This window comes from Streptomyces sp. NPDC031379 (assembly GCF_055569615.1).
Genome location: NZ_JBVIIT010000016.1, coordinates 12,144 through 36,458 on the forward strand (window position 1 = coordinate 12,144; position 24,315 = coordinate 36,458).

Below are 24,315 nucleotides of genomic sequence, written 5' to 3' on the forward strand. Positions count from 1 at the left end.
CCCCACCCCCCCCCCCCCCCCCCCCCCCCCCCCCCCCCCCCCCCCCCGCCCCCCCCCCCCCCCCCCCCCCCTCCCCCCCCTTCTTCCCCCCCCCCCCCCCCCCCCCCCCCCCCCCACTTCGTCCCGCGTGGCGTACAGCTGTGAGACGCCCGTGTCTACCAGCGGTACCAGCGGCCCCTGCGGCCACCGCCGCCCGCAGGCCGGACCACGAAGCCCAGCAGCCACACGACCAGCACGATCACCGCGATCCACCACAGCGCCTTCAGTGCGAAGCCCGCACCGAAGAGGATCAGAGCCAGAAGAAGAACCAGAAGCAGGGGAACCATCGTTATCAACCTCCTGGCCACCGGATGCCCTTACTTCAGCCCTACAAGCACATAAAAAACTGGTTACTTTCACGCCATGGAGGGCATGCGCGCGCCGCGCAACGTTCGTTTAGCGGCGCCATGAGGGGTCATGCGGACCTCAGCAGCTGATATCGGCATCGAGGAAGGTGAGCAGCATGGCCGCCAGTGAGAAGGCCCGGGCCAAGGCCGAACAGGCGATCGGCAAGGCCGCTCAGGCAGCCGGACGCGCCATCGGCAACAACAAGCTGATCGCCAAGGGCCACGCCGCGCAGGTCGCCGGCAAGGCCCGAGAGGCCAAGGAGTCACTCAAGGACACCGGTCGGCACTGACCGGCGAGGAACACCTGCGCCGGGGGGCGGTCCTGTTGCGGGGCCGCCTCCGGCGCATGTCGCGACTCGCCTCGGCCCTCGTCTCCATGCCACCCGTGTGCTCCGTGCCACCCGTGTGCTGCGCCACGGGCATCTGATCGCCCCCACCCTCAGGCGGCCCGCCACAGCGCGGGAACCGACGGAGGTTCCCAGCCGGGCTGGGCCGTGTGGGCTTGGAGGCAGACGTAGCCGCGGCCGCCATAGGTGACCCGGTCGCCGGCCGTGTAGGCCGTGCCCGCGGCCCAGGTCGTGCCTGGTGGCGGGGTGCTGGGGCCACCTGGGCCCGGGTCCTGCGGGACGTCCAGCACGAAGTCGAAGGCCGCCTCGCGGCCGCCGTCGCCGTCGCCGTCGCGTACGGTCATCAGCAGCCGTGGGTCGAAGATCGTGTCGGTGTTGTTGCGCGGTTCGTTCGGGAAGTACAGCTGGGTCGTCAGGATCGGGCGGCCCGGAGCCTGCACCTTGACGTGGAGGTGCCGGGTGCGGCCGGGGTAGAGGCCCGGGACGATCGTGGTCAGCGCGAACGAGCCGCGCGAGTCGGTGTACTGGTGGCCGCGCAGCCGGAACCCGGTGTTGTCGTAGGCGCCGTTGGTGTCGGCCTGCCAGAAGTCGAGCAGGGCGCCGGTGACGGGGAGGCAGGCGCGGCCGAAGACGTAGCCGGTCACGGTCAGCCGGGTGCCGGGCAGGCCGGGCTCCAGCAGGCTGGTGCGCTCGGGCGAGGCGGGCTTGAAGTACGGTCCCTCGATCTGCTCGGGCGTGGGGTCGTCGCCGTCGTCGCAGGGCGGGGTGAGGGGCACGGCCGTGCCGGTGTCGGCGAGGGTGCGGGCGAGGGCCGGGCCGCCGATGAGGGCGACGGGTATCGCGGCGGTGGCCGCGACCGCCGCGCGCAGCACGGTCTTACGGGTCACGCGCCGGGGGTGCTCGGGATACGGGGAGTGCGTCTCGCTGTCCATACCTGCTCCTTGTGGGGGCCGTCGGATCGGCAACGAACCTAGGCGGGTGTCCCCGGAGCTTCGATGGACTGGTGATGGCGGCTGTGGTGTTTTCGGAAGTCGCCGGGGCTGGTGCCGGTCTCCCGCCGGAAGAAGCGGCAGAAGTAGGCGGGGTCGGTGAACCCCACGCGGGCGGCGACCTGCCGTACGGGCAACTCGGTGTGCACGAGCAGTCGTTGGGCCTGGTACACACGGGCCTCGATCAGGAGCCTGCCTGGGCTGCGGCCGGTGGCGGTGCGCACGGCCTGGGTGAGATGGCCGGGAGTGACTCCGAGCCGTCCGGCGCACTCCCGCACCGACCAGGCCACCGCTTCCCGCCGGGACATGAGCCGGGCGAACGCCTCGGCGAGCGCCGACGAACGGGCGGTGATCTTGTTTGGGCCGGTGGTGTTCTTTGGGCCAGCTGCCTTCTCCAGGCCAGCTGCCTGCTCCGGGCCGACGGCCTGCTCCGGGCCGGTGGCCTGCTCCGAGCCGGCGGCCTTCTCCGAGCCAGCCGCCCGGGCCGGGTCAGTGGCCGGCGGCGGGTTCGTGACCGGTGGCGGGTTCGCGGACGGCGGTGGGTTCGTGACCGGTGGCGGGTTCGCGGACGGCGGCGGGTCGGTGACCCCTGGTGGGCCGGTGACCTCTGACGAGTTCGTGGCTCGCGCCGGGTCCGTGGCTCGCGGCAGGTCCGTGGCTCCCGGCAGGTTCGTGCTCCCCGACGGGACGGTGACCCCCGCCGGGTCCGTGCCCCTCGGTCGAGACGGGTCAACCGGCCGAGTGAGGCGATCCGGCCGGAGGGGGTGACCGGGCGAGAGGGGACCATCGGGTCGGAGCGGGTGACCGGGCCGCGGCGGTGGGTCGGCGATCGGGTCGGGGCAGGCCAGCGGCCCCGAAGGGGGCACCGGCCCGGCAAGGGCTAACGGCCCGGCAGGAGTCAGGGACCTGGCGGGGGCCACGGACCCGGCGGGGGCCCCAGACCCGGCAGGAGTCACGGACCCGGCAGGAGTCACGGACCCGACCTGAGCCACAGAGCCAACAGAAGCCACAGAGCCAACAGAAGCCACAGACCCGGCGCCGCTCCCCCGCCCCGTACCGGTGCCGTCCCGCACGTCGAGTCGGGCCGCGCGGACGACCAGGACGTGGAGCAGGGCACGCAGCACGCTCTCGTAACCGGGGGCCCTGTGTCGTCCCTCGGCCACGAGGTCGGCCATCAGCCTGCCGGTCCAGGCGTCGGCCTCGGCGTCCAGGGCGAACCAGCAGGTCCTGCCGAGTCGTCGCAGGAGGCGGCGGTCGCCGGGGTGGTCCACCAGGAAGTCCTCGGTGAACAGGGCGAGCGTGCCGTCTAGACCGCGATCGCCCTGCCAGTGGTGGATCTGCCCGGGGAGGATCACGGCCAGGTGCGGCGGGTGCACCGGCCACCGGGCGAGATCGACGACGTGGGTGCCCGACCCGGCGGTGACGTGGACGATCTCGTAGAACGTGTGGCGGTGCGGGTGATTCGTCCGGGAGAGCGGGCCCACCTCCTCGAAGGAGCCCGCGGCGAACGGCACCGCTCCCGGTCCGGCCACCTCCAGCCGGTGCAGGGGCGGCTCTCCGGCGCGCGGAGCGAGACAGGGCGTTCCCGGTAGGACGGTGGTGTTCCGCATCGATCGCATCGACCCCCAAGGCAGGTCCAGACCATTTGAGGCGGGTGTCACGATCCCACAGCCGTACGCATCGCGACAGGGCGCGCCAGCGGTCCCGTCATAGGTCCGCACCAACCCCTTGCCTGCCGCCTCCCCCGCATCGCAAGCTCCCTTCATGGAGCTGGAGTTGCGGCATCTGAGGACCATCCGGACGATCGCCGAGGCGGGCAGTCTCACCCGGGCCGCGACGCGGCTGGGGCTCGCACAGCCGGCGCTGAGTGCCCAGCTCAAGCGGATCGAACGGGCCGTGGGCGGGCCGCTGTTCGAGCGAGGACGGCAGGGGGTGCGGGCCACCGCACTGGGCGAACTGGTGCTGGAGCGCACCCGGATCGTGCTGCCGGCGGTGACCCAACTCCAGCAGGAGGCACACCGGTTCGCCCGTGCCCGGCGCGAGCCGCAGCGTCTGCGGTTGCGGCTCGGTGGCACGCACGGTCCCCTGCTGGGTGCTCTGGTGGACCGGCTGGCCGACGCCGTGCCCGGCGCGACGGTGACGACTCGCGCCTCGTGGTCCGAGCGGGAGCTGGCCGGTCTGGTGGCCGAGGGACGGCTGGACTTCGCCCTCGCGGGCACCTGCGGCTCCACCGCGCCGCCCGACGCCGCCCAGCTGGCCCGGCGGGAGATCGCGTGGACCCGGTGTTCGTCATGCTGCCCGAGCGTCATCCGCTGGCCGCCTCCGCCGAGGTCGCCCTGGCCGCGCTGGCCGGCGAGGAGTGGGCCTGCGTACCGGGTGACGGCTGCTTCGCGGACTGCGTCACCGCGGCCTGTACCCGGGCCGGGTTCGCCCCGCGCCGCACGTACGAGACGGACACCGCGTCCTGTGTGCATCTGGTGCAGGTCGGCCGCGCGGTGGTCCTGTGCCGGGCCACGTTCCCGACGACGCCCGGCGTCGCCACCCGGCCGCTCGCCGGCACTCCCCTGGTCTGGCGGCACGTGCGAGACCCTCCTGCGCGTTCCGTCCGGTATCGGCGATCTTGTGGTAGTGGTCGAGTCCTGGACGACGACGGGCAAGGCGCGTACAGGGGAAGGAGATCGATCTCATGACGAGCCCCGGCGGTGACGCGGAGACCGCGGCCGGCACGGCGTACGACGGTCCGGCGGCCCTGCCTCCGGCTGTGGCCTCCTCGGTCCTGGAGGAGGCCCGCAGGCTGGCGCCCGAGGCCGTCGCGCTGCGCCGGGAGCTGCACGCCCGGCCGGAGACCGGCCTGGATCTGCCGGGCACGCAGCGACGGGTGCTGGCCGCGCTGGAAGCCCTGGACCTTCCGGTGCGTACCGGTCGTCGGCTCTCCTCCGTCGTGGCGACCCTGACGGGAGCGGCTCCCGGACCGACGCTGCTGCTGCGTTCCGACATGGACGCCCTGCCGCTGACCGAGAAGACCGGCCGGGACTTCGCCTCCCGTACCCGTGGGGTGATGCACGCGTGCGGTCATGACGCGCATATGGCGATGCTGGTGGCCGCGGCGAGGCTGCTCGCGGGCCGGCGCGCCGAACTGGCCGGGCGGGTGGTGTTCGTGTTCCAGCCGGGCGAGGAGGGCGACCACGGCGCCCGGCACATGATCGACGAGGGGGTGCTGGACGGGGTGGACGCGGCGTTCGCGCTGCACGTGACGCCGAATCTGCCCAGCGGTGTGCTGCGGTTGCGGCCGGGGCCGCAGATGGCGGCCTCCGACCGGGTGTATGTGACGGTGCGCGGGCGGGGCGGCCACGCCTCGGCCCCGCACATGACATGTGACCCGGTTCCCGTGGCCTGCGAGATCGTCCTCGCGCTGCAGACCACGCTGACCCGGAGCGTCGCCGCCGACGACGCGGCCGTGCTCAGCGTCACCCGTCTGTCGGCCGGCACCGGGATCGGGATCATCCCGGACACCGCCGAGCTGGCCGGGACGCTGAGGACGCTCGAGCCCGCCACTCGCCGACGGCTGCTGGATACGGTCGGCCGGGTGGCCGACGGGGTGGCCGCGGCCCACGGCGCGACGGCCGAGGTGCGCGTCGAGGAGGGCTACCCCGTGACCGTCAACGACCCGGACTTCACCGGCTTCGTCCTGCGCACCGCCGCCGGTGTCCTCGGCGGGCAGGCCGTGGACGTGATGCCGACCGCCCCGATGACGGCGGAGGACTTCTCCTACGTCCTCGACGCGGTCCCGGGCGCCCTGGCCTTCCTCGGTGTCTGCCCACCTGGCCTGACACCCGATCAGGCGCCGTCCCTGCACTCGTCTCGCGCGGACATCGACGAGGACGCGCTGGCGGCCGGCATCGCCTGCCACGCGGCGATCGCTCTGGCCTTCGCCTCCCTCGACGACGGGAGAGGCCGGCGCTGAGACACACATGTGCCGAGTGCTAACAAGTTCGTGATATGTGTTTCGCATGCTGGGGGTATGACCGCTCAGAGCAAGCGCACTTCCCGTGGGCGTCACCGCGCCCCCTCCTCGGGCGACCAGGTTCTCGCCTCTCTGTCCCGGGCGGGGGGACGTATTCCGCTGACGGCCGCCGCCCTGGTGGTCGCCGCCGCCGTCACCGGATGCGGGGCGGGCGGGAGCGGTGCGGTGCACGACGGCTCCGCCGCCGTCCGTGTGGACAAGACACCCCCCGCCCCGCACTCCGGGCGCAACGATGCGCGTCCGGTGGCCGGCGTCGGCGACTCGGCCCCCGCCCTCCCCCAGCAGCTTCCCGGCCTGGGCCCCCGGACGCTGTCGAAGATACCCGGCGACACCCGGCAGGTCGTCCTGGTGACCGGCCGGGGCAAGGACTCCAACCGCTCCCGGGTCGTGCTGTACACGCGGACCCCGGCGGGCTGGCGGGCGGGCGCGACCTGGTCCGCGCACAACGCGCTCAGGGGCTGGACCGACGACCACCACCTCGGTGATCTGCGCTCGCCCATCGGTGTGTTCACCCTCAGCGACGCCGGGGGCCTGCTGTCCGATCCGGGCTCCAAGCTGCCGTACACGCGCTCCACCGGGTTCGCCCTCGGCGGCACCGGCTTCCGGGGCGAACCCCTCGCCGGGTCCTTCGACTACGTCGTCGCCATCGACTACAACCACCAGAAGGGCACCTCGCCGCTCGACTGGACGCGACCGCTCGGCGCGGACAAGGGCGGCGGCATCTGGCTGCACGTCGACCACGGCGGCCCCACCCACGGGTGCGTGAGCATCGCCAAGGAGCACATGAAGGAGCTGCTGCGCACCCTCGACCCGGCACTGCACCCGGTGGTCGTGATGGGGGACAGCGCATCACTCGGCCGCTGAGGCGCTGCGGCGGTCGTGGGGCGTGACCGACTGCGTCAGGAGTGCCGGTGTCCTGGGCCGCGCTCAGGAGGCGCACGGTGCCGGACTCACCAGCCGGTGTGTTCTCGGATCAGTTCGTGAGCAGGTGGGCGCGGCCGAACAGGGTGGCGGCGGTTCGCGCGGTCGGTGTGCCGGAGTCCAGGTCCGCGCCGGCCTGCCGCAGGGCCACCACCACGTCGTCCGCGCCCTTGAACAGGGCGCCGGCGATGGGGGTCTGGTCGCGGGCGTTGCGCAGGTCCGGGTCGGCACCGAGTGCGATCAGGGCGTGTACGGTGTCGGCGTGGCCGTGGTAGGCGGCGAGCATCAGAAGGGTGTTGCCGGCCGCGTCGCTCGTGTTCACCGGGAGACCGTGCTCCACGAAGGCCACCAGGTGTCCGGTGCTGCCGTCCCGGGCCAGGTCCATGGCGAGGGCCACGACGCGTCGCGTCTGCTCAGGAGTCAGTGCACCGCTGGTCATGTGTGGCTTCTCCTGAGCGTGCGGTGGCAGCGGCTTCCGGGCATGTCCGTGCGGCGGCCGGTGGTGTTCCGGTGGTGTACGGGCCCGGCGCGGGCGTGTTTCACGTGCTCGCGCCGGGCAGCGTGGGGGCGTTTCGCGTGTTCTGGTGGGAGGGTCAGAGGTCGCCGGCGGCCAGGGCCTCGATCGCCTTGCGGACGCCTTCGCCGTAGGCCGGGTCGGCCTGGGTGCAGTGGGCGATGTGCCGTTCGACGGTCTGCCGGGACGCGCCGTCGATCGCGCGTGCCGTGTTCTCGAAGAGAGCCTGCTGCTGCTCGGGGCTCATCAGGCGGAAGAGGTCGCCGGGCTGCTCGAAGTAGTTGTCGTCGTCCGCACGGAAGTCGAACCGGTCGGCGACGGCACCCACGGCCTGGCTCGGCTCGCGGTAGGCGGGCTGTTCCTGCCAGCGTCCGTAGGAGTTGGGCTCGATGCCGGGGGTGGCTCCCTGGTTGCCGTCGACGCGCATGCCGCCGTCGCGGTGGTAGGAGTTGACCGGGTTCTTCGGGGTGTTGACGGGTATCTGGTGGTGGTTGACGCCGAGGCGGTAGCGCTGGGCGTCGCCGTAGGAGAAGAGGCGGCCCTGCAGCATCCGGTCGGGGGAGAAGCCGATGCCCGGAACGACGTTCGCCGGGGTGAAGGCGGCCTGCTCGACGTCCGCGAAGTAGTTGTCGGGGTTGCGGTTCAGTTCCCACTCGCCGACCTCGATCAGCGGGTAGTCCTTCTTCGACCAGATCTTGGTGAGGTCGAAGGGGTGGAAGCGGTAGTTCTCCGCGTCGGACTCCGGCATGACCTGGATGAACAGCTTCCACTTCGGGAAGTCGCCGTTCTCGATCGCGTCGAAGAGGTCGCGCTGGTGCGACTCGCGGTCCTTGCCGATGAGGGCCTGGGCTTCGGCGTCGGTGAGGTTCTTGATGCCCTGCTGGGTGCGGTGGTGGAACTTGACCCAGAACCGTTCGCCCTCGGCGTTGACCAGACTGTAGGTGTGGGAGCCGAAGCCGTGCATGTGCCGGTACGAGGCGGGGATGCCGCGGTCGGACATGACGATGGTGACCTGGTGCAGGGCTTCGGGGAGGTTGGTCCAGAAGTCCCAGTTGTTCTCGGGGTCGCGGAGGTTGGTGCGCGGGTCGCGCTTCACCGCGTGGTTGAGGTCGGGGAACTTCAGCGGGTCGCGGAAGAAGAACACCGGGGTGTTGTTCCCGACCAGGTCCCAGTTGCCTTCGTCCGTGTAGAACTTCAGGGCGAAGCCGCGGATGTCGCGCTCGGCGTCGGCCGCGCCGCGCTCACCGGCGACGGTGGAGAAGCGGGCGAACAGCGCGGTCTGCTTGCCGACTTCGGAGAAGATCTTCGCGCTCGTGTACCGCGTGATGTCGTGGGTGACCGTGAAGGTCCCGAACGCGCCCGAGCCCTTGGCGTGCATGCGGCGCTCCGGAATGACCTCGCGGTCGAAGTGGGCGAGTTTCTCCAGGAACCACACGTCCTGCAGGAGCATCGGGCCGCGCGGACCGGACGTCAGGGAGTTCTGGTTGTCGGGAACCGGTGCGCCGGCGGCCGTGGTCAACGGTTTCTGGTTGTTCTCGGGCACAGCTCGCTCCTCGGTGAGTGCTACTACGCAGGTGGGGGCTCGTACCAGCACACATCCTATGTGGGAGCATATCTACGTCAAGATGCGGCTAAGGACACATGTGTTCTCTGGCCGATGCCCGCCGGGTTCACATGTATACGACGGCCCGCCGGGAGCCTGGGACCGCTTCAGTTCACCAGGGCGGCGGTCACACGTTTGACGATGTCACGGCGTCGCGCACGGTCGTCGATGTTCACCACTGCCAGCACCTCGGGGTTCGACGCGTCCCACAGCATCGCGATGTGAATCATCAGGGCCTGGACCACCTCGGGCTCGAACCGGGTCGAGACCACGCCCCGGGCCTGTGCCTCGGCGATGGCGGCGCTCCTGAGTCGCACTTCTTCCACCCCGACGGCGTTGGGCGGGTCGTCCCCGCGTTCCATGCGCTGCCAGGTGATCAGCCGGGGGAACTCCGGATGGTCGGCGTAGATGTCGCTCAGGCAGGCCGCGACCTCGGGGAGGTCCTCGGGGTCGCGGGGCAGGTGCACCACGATGTGTTCGACCAGGCTGTTCCAGACGGCGTCGAACAGGCCGGCCTTGTTCTTGAAGTAGTGGTAGATCTGCGCCTTGTTGCATCGCGCGGCGTCGGCGATGCGGTCGACGCGGGCACCGTGCAACCCGTACGCGGCGAACTCGGCCCGGCCGGCCGCGATGAGTCGTTGCTTGGTGGCTTCGGCGTCGCGCTGCATGCGCCGAAGCCTAGCGCAGTAGCTAACTAACCGTTTACTTGACAGTTCCATCACCGCGGGGATCTAATCAACTAACCGGGTAGTTGAATGCGTGTGCGGCAGTCCCCCGGGTCCTGACCACATCGATTCGAAGGCCGTAGCACTCATCGGCACGGGGGCTGGTGGGAGGGGAGCGGGGACGTGGAATCAGGCATGACGCTGGTCGGCCGGGGTGCCGAGCAGGCGCGGCTGTCCGCATTCGTCCAGACCCGCGAGGGGCGGTCCCTCATCCTCAGGGGAGAGACGGGGGTCGGCAAGAGCGCCCTGCTCGACCACGCGGCGGACCGGGCCGCCCGGGACGGGCACCTCGTGATCCGGGCCACCGGTGTGGAGACGGAGTCGGAGCTGCCCTGTGCCGGGCTGCGCCGGCTCCTCCATCCGCTGAGCGACGACATGTCACACCTGGACACCGGCACGCGCAACGTGTTCGACGTCGTCCTCGGCGGGTCGAAGGGCGATCCGCCCTCGGCCAGGTCTCTCGGTCTCGCGGTACTCGGCCTGCTGTCGGCGGCGGCTTCGAGGCAGCCGCTGCTGCTGATCGTCGACGACGGTCAGTGGCTGGACGACTCCAGCGCCGCCGTCTGCGGTTTCGTGGGCCGCCGGCCGGCCGACGGCCCGGTGAAGCTGCTGGTGGCCGTCCGTGCCGACATCACCTCGCGCTTCGACACCGCTGCGCTGCCGGAGGCACAGGTCGCGGCACTTGCGGACGAGGACGCCGCGCTCCTGCTGGACCGGCACCACCCGGCACTGGACCAGCGGATCCGCCGACTCGTGCTGGACCAGGCCCAGGGAAATCCGCTGGCGCTGCTGGAGCTGCCCGCGCACCTGGCCGACCGCTCAGGTGACGGGCTGCCGGACGGCCTGTCCGCCCGCCCCGGCGTGCCGTTGTCCCGGAGGCTCTTGCAGATACGCCGTGACAAGGGGGGTGCGATGGCCCGGCGGTTGCCGGCGCAGACGGCCGAGACGCTCGCCGGGCTCGGCGCGAGCGCATGGGCCGGGCGGGCCCGGGCCGAGCTGAGGGCGACCGGTGTCCCGCTCCGCGTACCGCACGCCGCGGTGGCGTTGTCGTGGCAGGAGCGCCGGATCGCCGAGCTGGCCGCCACCGGTATGACCAACGAGGAGATCGGCGACCACATGTGTCTGTCGCCGCGCGCCGTCGGCACGTACCTGTACCGCATCTATCCGAAACTGGGGGTGACGACGCGTGCGGCGCTCCGCGACGTCTTGACCGGGCGGGACGACCTTGCGCGGGGTTCGTCCGACGCGGCGCAGGCGGTGGAGCCTGGTAACCTGCCCGGCGGCGTGCACGACCGTGGTCGGGCAACGGCCCTCCAGCGGTGAGCGAGGGCGGGGCCCGAGGCACGCTCCTTGCGTGAGCGGGGCGGGCTGTCCGGCCCCGGGCGACACGTCGGTCGTGACGCATCGCCCGCGGCCACGACGGTCACCGTGGTTCCGGCGGGTCCTGCGAGAGTCTCGCGAGCTGGGCGGGCCACAGCTCGTCCAGGCGCTGTACCAGTGCACGCGACAGCGTGTCGAACGCCTTCGGAGCGGAGCTGCGGACGACGGTCTCGACCACCACCTCCGTGCCGCCCTCGACCTCGGTGAGCAGCCATGCCTGGTACAGCCGCGCACCCGGGCCCAGCGCCAGCCAGCCGAGTCTGCGGGGTGGCTCGTACTCCCCCACGAAGATCTCGAAGCGATGGCCGTCCCAGCGCACCTCGAATTCCTGTGTGAAGGTGTCGGTGCTCACCTCCGTGCAGCCGGGAATCCAACCTGTCCATCCGGCCACGTCGGTGAGGAGCGCGAAGACGCGTTCCGGCGGACCGTGCACAGCGGCCCGCGCCCGGTGGAAACCGTGAGCGTCGTCGGGTGAGTGACCGGACGGCCAGTGGATGTCAGGGTGGCTGTCCGACGTGTCGTGCATCGGCATTCTCTTTCGCGCTGCTGTGGGGGCGGGCGCGCTCAGTGTGCAGAGCGACTCCTCCTCCCGCATACGTCATCCGACTGTGGGGGATGACGGTTTCGTCAGCCGGCGCTCTCGAGGATGCCTACAGCCCCAGGTCGAGGGCCAGGCACGAGTAGTACTTCCACTGGCCTTCGGGGTTGTACGAACTCTGCACCCCGCCGACCGACGCGGCCTCCACCTCTTGGGTCATGTCCTCGAAGCGGACGCGCTCGGGAAGCTTGCCGAACCGTGCGTGACGCAGTGCTGCCGCGGCGGCATCCGTGGTGAGTTCCTTGTTCATGACCATGCTCCACTTCGTCGATCGTGGATGGTGTCCTGCTTGTCGCCTTGGACGACTATCAGCATGCACCGTTCTGCGTCACCAGTCAAGGCGGTGACGCGCCGTCTCGGGTGCAGACAGGTGAACTCCTCTCGGAACGTCGTGCACGGAGCACACATGTGAGTGGCCAGATTTGCCCTCCCCGAGGCATGGTTGAACCTGCAAGGGTCTGACTGCTAGTCACATTCGACCGAACCAAGGTGACGCCGCCTCCCCCGACGTCGTCACCAGAGGGAAGGATGGGTCATATGGTCACCCTCACGGCGCGGCTCCGCAGAGCGGCAGGCGTCGCGGTCATGGCCGCGGCACTGATCGGCCTCACCTCCGGGGCGGCGAACGCCGCCGGCTGGCCGCCCTTGCAGGAAGGCGCATACCTCTACTCCGGTCCCAACGGAACGGGCACGGTGACGGTGGTCGACCTGCACGACCGCGGCACATGTCACACGCTGTCGCAGCCGGCCGCCTCCGTCCAGGTCGCCTCCGGCTTCGGGGCCGTCGAGCTGTACAGCGGTGCCAACTGCGACAGCAAGATGCCGTGGGCCACCGGTTCGCTGGCCCAGGCCAACCTTCCCTGGGCGATGCTGAGCTACCGGGCGATCAGCGCGTAACGGCGCTTGTGGCCGTCCTGCCTTCGTGGCGAGGCCGGGTGTGCTCGAATTCCGGGCACACCCGGCACACCTGGCCGACCCGGCAGGAATCCTCCCTGGCCAGCTCGCCGGTCGTAGAATGACCGGAACGGGTTCGGTGGAGGGGAGCTGGCTCATGGCACACGTTCTCACGCCCAAGGGGCGGGCGACGCGGTCGCGGATCGTGGTGGGTGCGTCCGAGGTGTTGCGGGAGACAGGGCTCACGGCCACGCTGGACGACATCCGGGAACGGACCCAGACGAGCAAGAGCCAGTTGTTCCACTACTTCCCCGGAGGCAGGGACCAGCTTCTGCTCGCGGTGGCCGGCTACGAGGCGGACCGGGTATTGGACGACCAGCAACCGTATCTGGGCCACCTGGACACCTGGGAGGCCTGGTACCAGTGGCGGGACGCGGTCGTCGCCCGCTATGCCGAGCAAGGTGACACCTGCCCGCTGAGTGCCCTGCTCCGGCAGGTGGGCCCCGGCTCCCCCGGCACCCGAGCGGTCGTCGTCGAGCTGATGCGGAAGTGGCAGGACCAAATCGCCGGCGGAATGAGGGCACTGCAGAGCAGCGGCCGGCTGCCCCGGTCCTTCGACGTGGACACGGCCGCGGCCGCGCTGCTGGCCGGCCTGCAGGGCGGAGTGGCGCTGCTGCTGTCCACGGCTGAGATCACCCATCTGGAAGCCGCGCTGGACTGGTCCATCGCCCAGCTGCGGGGTGCGGAGCTGACGGCCGCCTGAACGGCCCCCAGGGGGTTTCGTTCGGATCGGGTCGGATCAGGCCGCGGCGTCCGGTGCGGTGCATCGCAAGGCGGAGGATCACCCGCCCTCTGGGCGTACTCGGGTGGTCCGACAACGCGGCGAGGTGCCGTGCCGGGCGTCGCGGACCCGGGCTGATCCGAACGAAGCCCCCTAGGTCCCGGCGGGGCGGCGATAGGCGCCGTGCCACCAGATGCGCGCGAGTTCGCGGGCGAAGACGGCATCGCCGCTGCCGTCGTCGACACCGATGTGGTGCGCGATCGCCTGGGCGCCGCCCCAGACGATGATCCGGCTCGCGGCGACGGCGTCGAGGTCGGCCGGCGTCGAGCCGGCGGCCTGTTCGGACAACAGGGTCCACAGCACCGCCTCGTCGAAACCCTCGAGGTCGGCGGTGTAGAAATCGCCCACCGCGGAGTCGTAGGACGCCGCCTCACGGACCGCGGTGAGCACGCCCTGGTGGGCACGGTGGATCGTGAGCACATCCTCGAAGAAGCGGGCGAACCGGTCGGCCCCGTCCTCCCCGGCGCCCGGGTTCCACTGCTGGGCCAGCGCCAGCAGCGACTCCCGCAGTTGGTCGGTGAGCCGCACCAGGACGTCCGACTTGCTGTGGAAGTGCGCGTAGAACGTGGCCCGGGACACGCCCGCCTCCTCGAGGATCCGCTGGACGCTGATCTCGGAGAAGGCCTCGCCGGAGTCCAGCAGCCGCTCCAGGGTGGACATCACCTGCGCCCGGGTCGCGGCCGAACGCGCGGCGTGATGGTCGGCCTGGCGCCGGGTCACGGGTCTCATCGGGAACCTTCCGGTCTTCGTGCCGGCATCACCGGCTCTGCGGTCCGCTCACAGCCCCTGGGCCGGTACGCCGTGCGCGATCTGTTCGAGGAGGTCAGCCAGCCTGTCGGGCATGGAGAGCAGCGGGGTGTGGCCACTGGGCAGGTGATACGTGGCACCGGTCCGCTCGGCGAACGGCGCCTGGTAGGACGGGGGGAGGCTTCGGTCGTCGTCGCAGACGACGTAGCTGCTGGGAAGCGTCTTCCATCCGGCCCGGCTCACCGGTTCGGCGAAGGAGAGCGCGGTCTGGGGCAGCAGCCGCGTCAGAGCGGCGTCCCTCATGTCCTCGGGCACGTCGTTGTAGAGAGTCACCGCGGGGTTCTCCCGGACGGGGACGACGCCTTCCACCGCGGCGGGGTCCGGCTGCTCACCGCCGAAACATGTCATCAGGCTCTCCCCCTCGTCCAGGGCGAAAGCGGCCACATACACGATGTGGGACACGTTGCCGGCTCCCGCGGTCGCCTGGGTGACCGGAGCGCCACCGTAGGAGTGCCCGACGACCACCAGGGGGGCCTGGACGGCGTCGATCTCCTCGCGGACCACCCGGGCGTCGTCCAGCAGACCGGGGAGCGTGCCGCCGGACCCCTCGGGGACGACGCTCGGCAGGTCGACCGTGTGGCTGGTCCAGCCCCGGTCGGCGAGGACGTCCTGGAGTGCGCGCCAGCACCACGAGCCGTGCCAGGCCCCGTGCACCAGGAGGAACTGGGGGTTTCTCGTTCCGTCGTTCATCTCGTACCGCTGTTCCTCTCGTTCCTTCGCACGCGTCGTGCGGCCGTGCGGGTCGGTCCCGCATCGGCACACCGGTCACCGGCCGTCAGCGCACCAGGGGAAGGACGTGGTCCCACAGCCGGTCCGCGGCGGCGGGGTCGGCCGACCACCGGGCGACGCCCGCCATCACCTCGGGGCCGCCGTCGACGACCTCCGATTCCTGGTTGTCCTCGAAGTACCGCCCGGTCACACCGTCGAGGAGCGGTGACGCGGCCAGCAGCACCGTGGTGGCGGCGCCCTGGGCCGGGGTCTTGTAGTAGTCGGGGGTGAGCAGGTTGCCGTCCGCGTCCATGGCGCCGAAGGCCTGCATGGTCGCCTGGTCGAGGTGGCGCGTCAGGTTGGTGTGGATCCACCCCGGCGCGCAGGCGTTGGCGGTGATGCCGTGTTCGGCCCACCGACGGCTGATCCCGACGGCGAGCAGCACGTCGGCGGTCTTCGACTGCGCGTAGGCGACGAACGGGTCGTAGGGCCGCCGCTCGAACTGCGGGTCGTCGAAGTCGAACCCCGCCCGCAGCTGGGCGCCGGAACTCAACACGACCACGCGCGGCCGCTCGGCCGCCTGGAGGGCGGAGCGCAGGCCGACGGCCAGGGCGAAGTGGCCGAGGTAGTTGGTGGCGAGCTGCATCTCCCAGCCCTGTGCGTTGACCTGACGGGTCGGGAGCATCATCACGCCGGCGTTGGCGACCAGGGCGTCGACCGGCCCGCTCCAGGCGTCGCAGAAGGCACGGACGGAAGCCAGGTCGGCGAGGTCGAGTGCGACGGCCCGCGTTCCCGGGAACTCCTCGACCAGCGACTCGGCGGCGGCGGGGTTCCGGGTGGCGACGGTCACCTGCGCTCCGGCCCCGGCGAGCGCGCGCACCGTCTCGGCACCGAGACCGGAGGACCCTCCGGTGACGATCATCCGGCGCCCGCTCAGATCCACTCCGTCGAGTATCTCCGCGGCGGTGGTCCGCATTCCGAACGACGTGCTTGTCAGCGTCATACCTGTGCCATGCCTTCAGAAGGGGATGGTTTCTCGTGGGCGGGGGCGTGCCACATGTGCCGCTGCCGCCCAGGTCGTGCGAGAGCAACCATACAACGTATTCGGACATGACGGCCGGTGTGACGGTGACTGCATACATGTGTCTGTGTGTATGTGAACGTGTCGGCCGACATCCCTGTCAGGGCCCCGGGACGGCGGACCTCAGGAAGCCTGTCAGCACTGCGGAACGTACCGGGGCCGTCAGGTGCTGCCCCCGCTGACATGTGTCGAGGACCGCGCCCGGAGACCTGTGGTCGCCGGGCCCGGCCGCTCGCGCTCTCTGCCTCTGCTCCGCCTTCGATCGGACCGGTGGGGATTGAGCCGCTTCGGCCGACGTGAAAGTGTGACCACCGGTCAGCACTGAGGAGACACCCCATGGTCAAGCCGGAAACAGCGGGACAGGGCGGCGCGCAGGCGTCGGTGTCGGCGGCACTCGACCGGGCCGCCGACACCGGCCACCTCAACGCGTTCATCACCCTCGACTCCGAGGGGGCACTCGCAGAGGCGGCCCGGCACGACGCCCGGGGCGATCACGGCCGCTGGTGCCTCGTCGTCAAGGACAACATCCACGTCGCGGGCCTGCCCAACACCGCGGGCACCCCCGCGCTCACCGACTTCGTCCCGGACGCCGACGCGCCCGTCGTCGCGGCGCTGCGCGCGGCGGGGGCGATCGTCCTGGGCAAGACGAACATGCACGAGCTGGCGCTGGGAGCCACCTCGTGCAACCCCGCCTTCGGCGCCGTCGGCAACGCCACCGACGCGACCCTGTTCGCGGGCGGCAGCAGCGGAGGTACGGCTGCCGCGGTGGCCGCGGGGATCGCGGACGCCGGACTCGGCACCGACACGGGCGGCTCCGTCACCATCCCGGCCGCGCTCAACGGGATCTACGGCCTGCGCCCCAGTGCCGGGCGTTACCCCGCGGCCGGTGTCACACCGCTGTCGGTCACGCGGGACACACCCGGACCGCTGGCACACACCCTGGACCGTCTCATGGCTCTGGACACCGTCATCACCGGGGAGACCGGGAGGGACCTGGACCCGGCACGCCCTGTCCGGCTGGGCCTGCCGAGGCACGTGTTCACCGAGGACCTGGAGGGCCCGGTCGAAGCCGCCTGGGCGGAGGCCGTCGACCGTCTCACCACGGAGCGGACCGAATGGGTTCCCGTGGACACGGCGCACCTGGCCGAGTTCGACTCCCGGGTCGGAATCCACCTCGTCCTCGGCGAGTTCGCCGCTGCCTTCGGCCGTTATCTCGACGAACACCGCACCGGGCTCACACCCGCCGAAGTCCTCGACGCGGCCGGTGACCCGGTCATCGCGGACATGCTCAGGGCCGGTGCGCTGCCCACCGGTCCGGCGTACGCGGGGCCCGCCGCTCTGCGCGGGGCGGTCGCGGAGCGCCGTGCGATGCAGGCCGCCTACGACGACCTCTTCACGGCGAACGGCCTGGACGCGATCGTCAGCCCCACTGTTGCGGTGTGTGCCCGGCCGCTCCACCGGTACGAGACGTCCCTCCCCCTCAACGGCCGGGAGGTGCCCACGTTCTTCACCCTGATCCGCAACACCTCGCCCGCGGCCACCGCCGGCCTGCCGTCGGTGACGGTGCCGCTCCCGGTCACCGCGTCCCCTCCCGTCGGCCTCCAGCTCATCGGGCCGCGCACGGCCGACCGGGATCTGCTGTCCGTGGCCGTGCGGATCGACGCTCTTCTGCGAGACGGGGAGGCGGGGTAGGGCACCGGAGAGGCTCGCGGCCGCCATGCCGCGCCGGCGGCAGGTGGCCGGGCCACCTGCCGCCGTAGGCGTATCCGGTTGTGGTCCGTGCCGTACGACGGAGTCAGACGGTGATGGTCTTGTACTCGGTGTAGGTGCCGAGGCCGACCGCGCCGTACTCGCGGCCGATGCCGCTGGCCTTGAAGCCGCCGAACGGGCCGTCGAAGGCGACGGAGGCGCCGTTGACCGTGACGGTGCCGGTGCGGACGCGGCGGGCGACCGCCAGGGCGTGCTCCTCGTCGGCGGACCAGACGCCGCCGGAGAGGCCGTACTCGGAGTCGTTGGCGATGCGGACGGCGTCGTCCTCGTCGTCGTAGGCGATGACGACCAGGACCGGACCGAAGATCTCCTCCTGCGCGATGCGCATGGAGTTGTCGACGTCGGCGAAGACGGTGGGCGTGACGTAGTTGCCCTTCTCCAGGCCCTCGGGGATCTGCGGGCCGCCGGTGACCAGGCGGGCGCCCTCCTCGATGCCGAGCTGGATGTAGTTGCGCACCCGCTCCTGCTGGTCGGGGCGGATCATCGGGCCGATGAAGGTGTCGGGGTCGTTCGGGTCGCCGACCTTCAGCGACTCCACCAGCTCCTTCAGCCCGGCCACGACCTCCTCGTACCGGCTGCGCGGGGCCAGGATCCGGGTCTGGGCGATGCAGGACTCGCCGTTGTTGAGCAGGGAGCCGAACTTCAGGCCCGCGACCGCCTTCGCGATGTCGGCGTCCGGCAGGATGATGGCGGCGGACTTGCCGCCCAGCTCCAGGCTGACCCGCTTGAGCTGCTCGCCCGCGATCGAGGCGATGCGGCGGCCGGCCCGCGTCGAGCCGGTGAAGGCGATCTTGTCGACGTCCTGGTGCGACACCAGGTGTTCGCTGGTCTCCCGGTCCGCGGGCAGGACGCTGATCACGCCCTCGGGCAGGCCCGCCCGCTCCAGCAGCTCGGCCAGGAAGCCCATGCTCAGCGAGTTCTCCGGGGACACCTTGAGGACCACGGAGTTGCCGGCGACCAGAGCGGGGATGATCTTCGAGGTGGCCGAGGAGAACGGCGAGTTCCACGGGATCACCGCGGCCACGACGCCGACCGCCTCGCGGCGCACCACGCTGCGCACCGGGGAGGCCGGGTCGGAGGGCACCAGGGTCTCCTCCCAGCCGAACTCCTCCGCCGCCTTCAGGTAGGCGTTGGCCTGCCGGGTCAGGCCGGGCTGTCCGGCCCGGGTGAACCATCCCGCCGAACCGTTCTCCAGCGAGATCAGGTGGGCGGCCTTCTCCGCGTTCTCCTCCCGCAGCGCGTTGAACCGCCGCAGGACCGCGATCCGCTCCGCCGACGGCGTCGAACGCCACACACCCGCGTCGAACGACGCCCGCGCAGCGGCCACCGCGCGGTCGACGTCGGCCGGCTGCGCCTGTGCCACGCGGCCGATCACCGACTGGTCGTGCGGCGAGGTGATGTCCAGCAGTTCCGGGTTGCTCGGCTCCACCCAGGAACCCCCGATGAAAAGCCGGTCGTAGGTGATCATGCGCTGTCTCTCTTCCGGTGCTCGGTTCTTCGGTGCTCATCAACTGCCACTTCAATGTAGCACTTAAATTCGTTAGATACACATAAGCGTGGTGACAGATCACTGATCCTCCGCATCGTCGATACTCTTGAGGGATGAGAGCCGACGCAGCACGCAACCTGGAAACCGTCCTGACCACCGGGGCGCGCATGCTCGCCGCCGACCCCGGCGCGAGCATCGCGAGCATCGCCGCCGAGGCGGGGGTGGACCGGCGCACCGTCTACCGGCGCTTCGCCTGCCGTGAGGAACTCCTCGCCGCCGTCTACGCATCCCGCCTGACGGCCGTCGAGCAGGCCATCGAGGACGCGCGGCTGCGCGAGGCGCCGGTCGCCGTGGCGCTGCACCGCTACGTCGAGAGCATCATCGTCGTCAACCGGACCTGGCCCGTCGACCTCGCCCGCATGCTCGCCGACGACGCCGTCCGCCGACGCCGGGACGCGTGTATCGCCGAGGTCGAGGCCTTCCTGCGGCGCGCCACCGACGAAGGACTGCTGCGGCGGGACCGGCCGGAGGGGTGGGCGGGACCGCTGCTGCCCGAGCTGGTGAACCTGGCGTCGCACCAGCAGGCACATCTGAGCCCCGGTCAGGCGGCCGACGTCGTGGTCGACACGTTCCTGCACGGCATGGGAGCGTCGTGAGGCCGGTCGCCGTACGGCGGGCCGGCCGGCCCGGTTCACACCTGCCGCGCCCCTCCCGGGCACCGGGCGACTCGCCGCCGCACCCTGTCACATGGGTCCATCACGGGCGGCTTCGCCCGGTGTCACCACTCCGGGAGCAAGCGGAACATGGGTTTCAACGTTTCCTTCACCGCGAGAGTACCGGCCCACACACATAGGCTCGGAGGGGAACGCACGATGCGGGTCCGGTGGGAAAGGGAGTGGGGCGCCGTGGAGTCGCTCGTAACGATGATCGGCCGGGACGGCGAACTGGGGCAGCTGTCCTCGTTCGTGACGGCAGCGAGGGGGCAGACCCTGGTCCTCAGAGGGGAGACGGGGGTGGGCAAGAGCGCCCTGCTCGACCATGTCGCCCAGCTGGCGTCGCGGGCGGGCCACGCGGTGATCCGGGCCGCGGGTGTCGAGGCGGAGTCCGGACTCCCGTTCGCGGGCCTGCACCAGCTCGTCCACCCCCTGCTCTCCTCCGTCGACGGCCTGGACCAGGTGCATCGCGCCGTGTTCGACACCGTCTTCGGGCGCAGCGGCGGCAAGCCGCCGTCCGTCATGTCGCTCGGCATCGCCGTCCTCGACCTGCTGTCCCTGGCCTCCTCGGCGAAGCCGCTGCTGCTGCTCCTCGACGACGGCCAGTGGCTGGACGCCTCCAGCATCGCGGTGATCGGGTTCGTGGGGCGCCGGCTCACCGGCAGCTCGGTGAAGCTCGTCGTCGGCCTGCGCTCGGACGTGGCGTCGGGCTTCGACACCGCAGCCCTGCCCGAACTGGCGGTCAGGGCTCTGCCGGACGAGGCCGCGCGCCGACTGCTCGACCTGCGTCACCCGGGCCTGGACTCACACGTCCGCCGTCTGGTGCTGGACCAGGCCCAGGGCAACCCGCTGGCGCTGCTCGAACTCCCCGCCCACCTCCACGCCGGCCACACGGGACGTCCGGCCGCGGAACTCCTCGGCTCACCCGATGCCTCGGCGCCGCTGCCGGTGCCCCGGCGTCTGCAACACGTGTACGGCACCCGGATCAAGGGCCTCGCCGAAGGCGTCCGTCAGGAGCTGCTGCGCGGCGCCCTCGACGGTGTCGGAGCGACACCGGGAACCGTGCCCGCACCCGGCTCGAGGCGCTACCGCATGCGCGACGCCGAAGAGGCGGTGGCAGCCGGCCTGCTGAGCATCGACCCGGTCAGCGGCGACTTCGTCTTCCGGCACCCGCTGGTGCGTTCCACCGTGGTCCGGACGGCGACGCCCAATGAGCGCCGGGCCGCCCACGCGGCCCTCGCCCAGGTGCACCGCGAGGACGTCGAGCGGAGCGCCACGCATCTGGCGGCCGCGACGGTCGACCCGGACGAGGAGGTCGCGGCCGCGCTGGAGGCGGCGGCCGACTCCGCGACCCGGCGCGGCAGCGCCGTGGCCGCCGTGGCCTGGCTGACGCGGTCCGCGGAGCTGAGCGAGAACCACGAGGACCGGTCCCGCAGGCTCGGTGACGCGGCCTTCGTCGCCGGCCACGCCGGGCTCTTCGAACAGGCGCAGCGCCTCGTCCGCTCCGACCGGACACCGGGCTCGGACGAGTCCCCGGCCTCCGTGGTCACCTCGGCCTATCTGGCGTTCTTCGAGGACGGGGACGTACGGCACTCGCACCGTCAGGTGGTGACGGCGATCGAGAGCCTGCGCGAGCGTGCGCCGGGCAAGGCGTCCGACGTCCTCACGCGGCTGGTGAACCTGCTGCTCGCGGTCGACCAGTACGCCGGCGACCCCGCCCAGTGGGAGGAGACCCGCGCGCTGCTCGGCTCACTGGGCGATCCGGTCCCCTCACGGTCGCTGATCTACCGGGACGCGTGGGGCGACGTGGTCCGGCACGGTGCCGGTGTGCGGGAGCGGGTGGAGCGTGCGTTCACCGACCTGTCGGCCATGGAGCCCTGGGACATCAGCCGGCTGGCCGTCGCCGCCTATCACGTGGACACCCTCAGCCAGTACCGGCCGCACCTCCAGCGCACCGTCGACCGCGAGGCGGAGACCGGCTTCGTGCGCAACAGCATGACCATGCTGCATCTGATCATGCTCGACCAGATGGCGGTCGGCGAGTGGGACGAGGCCGAGCGGACCGGACAGCGCAACCTGGAACTGACGTCGTCCCACGGATACTCGTTGCTCGCCCATCACACCCGGGCGTATCTCGGGCTGCTGGCCGCGATGCGCGGCCAGGCCGAACGCGCACGCGAACTCCAGGCCGCCGTAGACGCCTGGGCCCGCCCCCGCGGCGTCGGCTTCCTCACCCAGATCGCCGACGCCATCGGCACCACCGCCGCCCTCGCCGAAGGCGACTACGAAGCCGCCTACCTCCACGCCATCGGCATCACACCCCCCGGCACCTTCGAACCCTACGCCCACCAAGCCCCCCGCACCCTCCTCGACCTCGTCGAAGCAGCCCTGCACACCGGCCGCTCCGAACAAGCCCGCACCCACGCCCTCGCCGCCCGCGACGCACACCTGCCCGACATCTCCCCCCGCCTCGCCCTCCTCACCCACGGCGCCCTCGCCATGACCGCCACCGACCCCACCGAAGCCGACGAGAACTACCACCACGCCGAAACCCACCCCGCCGCCGCCACCTTCCCCTTCGAACTCGCCCGCATCCGCCTCGCCCACGGCATCCGCCTGCGCCACACCCAGGGCCCCAGGAGCGCCCGTCAGCTCCTCGTCCAGGCGGCGGAGACGTTCGAACGGCTCGGCGCGCCCACCTGGACCGAACGGGCCCGGACGGAACTCAGGGCGTCGGGGCTGGCCACCGGCGTCACCTTCGCGCAGCTGGCCGAACTGACGTGGCAGGAACGACAGATCGCGGATCTGGCCGCCGGCGGTCTGACCAACAAGGAGGTCGGCGCGCGGATGCACCTGTCGCCGCGTACGGTCAGCTCCCACCTCTACCGGGTGTTCCCCAAACTGGGCATCACCTCCCGCGCCGCGCTGCGCGACGCGCTGGCCAGGCTGGAGGAGGACACCTGACCGGGCGGGACCCCGCGGCCGGGCGGGTGCCCATGAGTGTCAGCTCAGTCGAATGACTTAGGTTCCTCGGGTTCCGGGGCTCCGGGACGAGGTGTGGCCGCCACGATGGCGGGTGTGCCGGCCGGGCTCGTCACCTGCGGTGCCGTGGCGGGACGCCGGGCATCGCGCGGGGCGCGTTGCACACCCGGCGCCGTCGCCGCGTCCTACCGTCATGTGACGGATGTGTCCGTATTCGCCGCAGACGAGAGTATGTGCCGCCGGTCCGGGTCACGGGAAGGAGCGGTCTTTCCGCACTGCTCTCGACCGCCGGGAACAACCTCGCGTCACCTGTTTGACAGGTGACGGACCGTGTGCGAGGGTCATCGCGCCAACAGCCGCGGTGGTCCCGTGCCGCCGATGTGAGCGAGAGGTTTCCCGGGCACGGACGGGTCACCGGACACGCACGACGGAGGGTTTCAGATGATCAACAGGCGTACTTTCAGCAAGGCCGTCGGCCTGGGCACCGGCGCGGCCGCCGTCTCCCTGTCCGGCCTGCAGACCCAGGCGTCCGCCACGACCGCCCCGCACCGGCCGAGCGGCAGGCCCGCTCCCACCGTGCCCACCATCACCCCCGGCACCCACACCGGCTTCCGCACGATCAAGCAGGTCAAGGCGGGCGTCCTCGACATCGGCTACGCCGAGGCCGGCCCCGCCCACGGCCCGGTGGTCATCCTCCTGCACGGCTGGCCCTACGACATCCACAGCTACGTCGACGTCGCCCCGCTCCTCGCCGACCTGGGCTACCGCGTCATCGTCCCCTACCTGCGCGGCCACGGCAGCACCCGCTTCCTGTCCCGCCACACCCCCCGCAACGCCGAGCAGTCCGCGATCGCGCTCGACATCATCGCCCTGATGGACGCCCTCAAGATCCCCAAGGCCCTGCTCGCCGGCTTCGACTGGGGCTCGCGCACCGCCGACATCATCGCCGCGCTGTGGCCCGAGCGCGTCAAGGCCCTGGTCTCCACGACCGGTTACGTGATCACCAACGTCAAGTCGCAGCTGACGCCCGCCGCCCCGGCCGTCGAGCACAACTGGTGGTACCAGTGGTACTTCGCCACCGACCGCGGCAGGCAGACCATGGAGGACCCCGAGAAGCGCATCGCCTTCTGCCGCTACGTGTGGACCCTCGTCTCCCCCAACTGGAACTTCGACGACGCCACCTTCGAGCGCACCGCACAGGCCTTCCTCAACCCGGACTACGCGGCGATCGTCCTCTACAACTACCGCTGGCGCATCGGCCTCATCGAGGGCGAGCGCCGCTACGACCGCTACGAGCGGCAGCTCGCCGCCCAGCCCCCCATCGACGTCCCCACCGTCACCCTCGACCCGGCCCTCGACCCCTTCACCCCGGCCGGCGACGGCACCGGCTACCGCAATCACTTCACCGGCCCCTACGAGCACCGCACGATCACGAACATCGGCCACAACCTGCCGCAGGAAGCGCCCACGGTCTTCGCCCAGGCCGTCGTCGACGCCGACCGCCTCTGAGCCACGCATCCGACAGCGACGCGGCGACCGGTAC

At 71.4% G+C, this 24,315-nt stretch carries 22 protein-coding genes and 2 pseudogenes; 11 read left to right on the forward strand and 13 right to left on the reverse strand.

Annotation, left to right across the window (positions count from 1 at the left end; genetic code table 11):
• Window positions 1-155: 155 nt before the first annotated feature.
• Window positions 156-326, reverse strand: coding sequence for a DUF5670 family protein (locus ACZ5CW_RS22920; RefSeq protein WP_398172262.1), 171 nt, complete (start codon window positions 324-326; stop codon window positions 156-158).
• 176 nt (window positions 327-502) lie between these two features.
• On the opposite strand from ACZ5CW_RS22920, the gene ACZ5CW_RS22925 reads away from it, so the two are divergent.
• Complete coding sequence (locus ACZ5CW_RS22925; protein ID WP_468604168.1) at window positions 503-676, forward strand: CsbD family protein; 174 nt, start codon at window positions 503-505, stop codon at window positions 674-676.
• A 149-nt stretch (window positions 677-825) separates the two neighbouring features.
• Here ACZ5CW_RS22925 and ACZ5CW_RS22930 read toward each other — a convergent pair whose 3' ends face one another.
• The 3 genes and pseudogenes from ACZ5CW_RS22930 to ACZ5CW_RS22940 form a co-directional block, all read right to left on the reverse strand.
• Window positions 826-1,665 (reverse strand): dioxygenase family protein, encoded by an 840-nt coding sequence (locus ACZ5CW_RS22930; RefSeq protein ID WP_468604170.1) that lies wholly within the window; start codon window positions 1,663-1,665, stop codon window positions 826-828.
• 38 nt (window positions 1,666-1,703) lie between these two features.
• Window positions 1,704-2,030, reverse strand: coding sequence for a helix-turn-helix transcriptional regulator (locus ACZ5CW_RS22935; protein ID WP_468604438.1), 327 nt, complete (start codon window positions 2,028-2,030; stop codon window positions 1,704-1,706).
• A 783-nt stretch (window positions 2,031-2,813) separates the two neighbouring features.
• A pseudogene (locus ACZ5CW_RS22940) lies at window positions 2,814-3,518 on the reverse strand (AraC family ligand binding domain-containing protein); the annotation flags it as partial.
• On the opposite strand from ACZ5CW_RS22940, the pseudogene ACZ5CW_RS22945 reads away from it, so the two are divergent.
• From ACZ5CW_RS22945 to ACZ5CW_RS22955, 3 genes and pseudogenes are all read left to right on the forward strand, one after another.
• Window positions 3,487-4,304 (forward strand): annotated as a pseudogene (locus ACZ5CW_RS22945) (LysR family transcriptional regulator); the annotation flags it as partial. The pseudogenes ACZ5CW_RS22940 and ACZ5CW_RS22945 overlap by 32 nt on opposite strands.
• Window positions 4,305-4,408: 104 nt before the next feature.
• The gene (locus tag ACZ5CW_RS22950; protein WP_468604172.1) at window positions 4,409-5,686 is read left to right on the forward strand and encodes a M20 metallopeptidase family protein; all 1,278 of its coding nucleotides are present in this window, start codon (window positions 4,409-4,411) and stop codon (window positions 5,684-5,686) included.
• Window positions 5,687-5,743: 57 nt separating this feature from the next.
• Window positions 5,744-6,610, forward strand: a complete 867-nt coding sequence (locus ACZ5CW_RS22955) for a L,D-transpeptidase family protein (RefSeq protein WP_468604174.1) — start codon at window positions 5,744-5,746, stop codon at window positions 6,608-6,610.
• Window positions 6,611-6,719: 109 nt separating this feature from the next.
• On the opposite strand, the gene ACZ5CW_RS22960 is transcribed toward ACZ5CW_RS22955, so the two are convergent.
• The 3 genes from ACZ5CW_RS22960 to ACZ5CW_RS22970 form a co-directional block, all read right to left on the reverse strand.
• Window positions 6,720-7,106, reverse strand: coding sequence for an ankyrin repeat domain-containing protein (locus ACZ5CW_RS22960; protein WP_468604176.1), 387 nt, complete (start codon window positions 7,104-7,106; stop codon window positions 6,720-6,722).
• Window positions 7,107-7,260: 154 nt separating this feature from the next.
• Window positions 7,261-8,724 (reverse strand): catalase, encoded by a 1,464-nt coding sequence (locus ACZ5CW_RS22965; protein WP_468604178.1) that lies wholly within the window; start codon window positions 8,722-8,724, stop codon window positions 7,261-7,263.
• Window positions 8,725-8,891: 167 nt separating this feature from the next.
• Window positions 8,892-9,452 (reverse strand): TetR/AcrR family transcriptional regulator, encoded by a 561-nt coding sequence (locus tag ACZ5CW_RS22970; protein ID WP_468604180.1) that lies wholly within the window; start codon window positions 9,450-9,452, stop codon window positions 8,892-8,894.
• A 180-nt stretch (window positions 9,453-9,632) separates the two neighbouring features.
• Between ACZ5CW_RS22970 and ACZ5CW_RS22975 the strand changes: the two genes are divergently transcribed.
• Window positions 9,633-10,832, forward strand: a complete 1,200-nt coding sequence (locus tag ACZ5CW_RS22975) for a helix-turn-helix transcriptional regulator (RefSeq protein ID WP_468604182.1) — start codon at window positions 9,633-9,635, stop codon at window positions 10,830-10,832.
• A gap of 100 nt (window positions 10,833-10,932) precedes the next feature.
• Here the strand turns inward: ACZ5CW_RS22975 and ACZ5CW_RS22980 are convergent, their stop codons facing one another.
• Both ACZ5CW_RS22980 and ACZ5CW_RS22985 read right to left on the reverse strand, forming a co-directional pair.
• Window positions 10,933-11,415, reverse strand: coding sequence for an SRPBCC family protein (locus ACZ5CW_RS22980; RefSeq protein WP_468604185.1), 483 nt, complete (start codon window positions 11,413-11,415; stop codon window positions 10,933-10,935).
• A gap of 124 nt (window positions 11,416-11,539) precedes the next feature.
• On the reverse strand, window positions 11,540-11,737 hold the full coding sequence (locus tag ACZ5CW_RS22985) for a hypothetical protein (protein ID WP_468604187.1): 198 nt from the start codon (window positions 11,735-11,737) through the stop codon (window positions 11,540-11,542).
• 287 nt (window positions 11,738-12,024) lie between these two features.
• Here ACZ5CW_RS22985 and ACZ5CW_RS22990 point away from each other — a divergent pair, with 287 nt between their 5' ends.
• Both ACZ5CW_RS22990 and ACZ5CW_RS22995 read left to right on the forward strand, forming a co-directional pair.
• On the forward strand, window positions 12,025-12,384 hold the full coding sequence (locus ACZ5CW_RS22990; protein WP_468604189.1) for a hypothetical protein: 360 nt from the start codon (window positions 12,025-12,027) through the stop codon (window positions 12,382-12,384).
• A 154-nt stretch (window positions 12,385-12,538) separates the two neighbouring features.
• Complete coding sequence (locus ACZ5CW_RS22995; RefSeq protein ID WP_468604191.1) at window positions 12,539-13,144, forward strand: TetR/AcrR family transcriptional regulator; 606 nt, start codon at window positions 12,539-12,541, stop codon at window positions 13,142-13,144.
• 171 nt (window positions 13,145-13,315) lie between these two features.
• Here ACZ5CW_RS22995 and ACZ5CW_RS23000 read toward each other — a convergent pair whose 3' ends face one another.
• The 3 genes from ACZ5CW_RS23000 to ACZ5CW_RS23010 all read right to left on the reverse strand — a co-directional run bounded on the left by ACZ5CW_RS23000 (window position 13,316) and on the right by ACZ5CW_RS23010 (window position 15,740).
• Window positions 13,316-13,951: a TetR/AcrR family transcriptional regulator gene (locus tag ACZ5CW_RS23000; RefSeq protein WP_468604193.1), complete on the reverse strand. Its 636-nt coding sequence runs from the start codon at window positions 13,949-13,951 to the stop codon at window positions 13,316-13,318.
• Window positions 13,952-13,999: 48 nt separating this feature from the next.
• The gene (locus ACZ5CW_RS23005; RefSeq protein WP_468604195.1) at window positions 14,000-14,719 is read right to left on the reverse strand and encodes an alpha/beta hydrolase; all 720 of its coding nucleotides are present in this window, start codon (window positions 14,717-14,719) and stop codon (window positions 14,000-14,002) included.
• A gap of 85 nt (window positions 14,720-14,804) precedes the next feature.
• Window positions 14,805-15,740: an SDR family NAD(P)-dependent oxidoreductase gene (locus ACZ5CW_RS23010; RefSeq protein WP_468604197.1), complete on the reverse strand. Its 936-nt coding sequence runs from the start codon at window positions 15,738-15,740 to the stop codon at window positions 14,805-14,807.
• A gap of 414 nt (window positions 15,741-16,154) precedes the next feature.
• Here ACZ5CW_RS23010 and ACZ5CW_RS23015 point away from each other — a divergent pair, with 414 nt between their 5' ends.
• A complete protein-coding gene (locus ACZ5CW_RS23015) occupies window positions 16,155-17,510 on the forward strand; it encodes an amidase family protein (protein WP_468604199.1) in 1,356 nt (451 codons plus the stop codon).
• A gap of 103 nt (window positions 17,511-17,613) precedes the next feature.
• Here ACZ5CW_RS23015 and ACZ5CW_RS23020 read toward each other — a convergent pair whose 3' ends face one another.
• On the reverse strand, window positions 17,614-19,056 hold the full coding sequence (locus tag ACZ5CW_RS23020) for an aldehyde dehydrogenase (RefSeq protein WP_468604201.1): 1,443 nt from the start codon (window positions 19,054-19,056) through the stop codon (window positions 17,614-17,616).
• Window positions 19,057-19,244: 188 nt separating this feature from the next.
• Between ACZ5CW_RS23020 and ACZ5CW_RS23025 the strand changes: the two genes are divergently transcribed.
• The 3 genes from ACZ5CW_RS23025 to ACZ5CW_RS23035 all read left to right on the forward strand — a co-directional run bounded on the left by ACZ5CW_RS23025 (window position 19,245) and on the right by ACZ5CW_RS23035 (window position 24,281).
• Window positions 19,245-19,733, forward strand: coding sequence for a TetR family transcriptional regulator (locus ACZ5CW_RS23025; protein ID WP_468604440.1), 489 nt, complete (start codon window positions 19,245-19,247; stop codon window positions 19,731-19,733).
• 267 nt (window positions 19,734-20,000) lie between these two features.
• Window positions 20,001-22,754, forward strand: coding sequence for a helix-turn-helix transcriptional regulator (locus ACZ5CW_RS23030; RefSeq protein WP_468604442.1), 2,754 nt, complete (start codon window positions 20,001-20,003; stop codon window positions 22,752-22,754).
• A gap of 459 nt (window positions 22,755-23,213) precedes the next feature.
• Window positions 23,214-24,281 (forward strand): alpha/beta fold hydrolase, encoded by a 1,068-nt coding sequence (locus ACZ5CW_RS23035; RefSeq protein WP_468604203.1) that lies wholly within the window; start codon window positions 23,214-23,216, stop codon window positions 24,279-24,281.
• The last annotated feature ends 34 nt before the right edge of the window (window positions 24,282-24,315 follow it).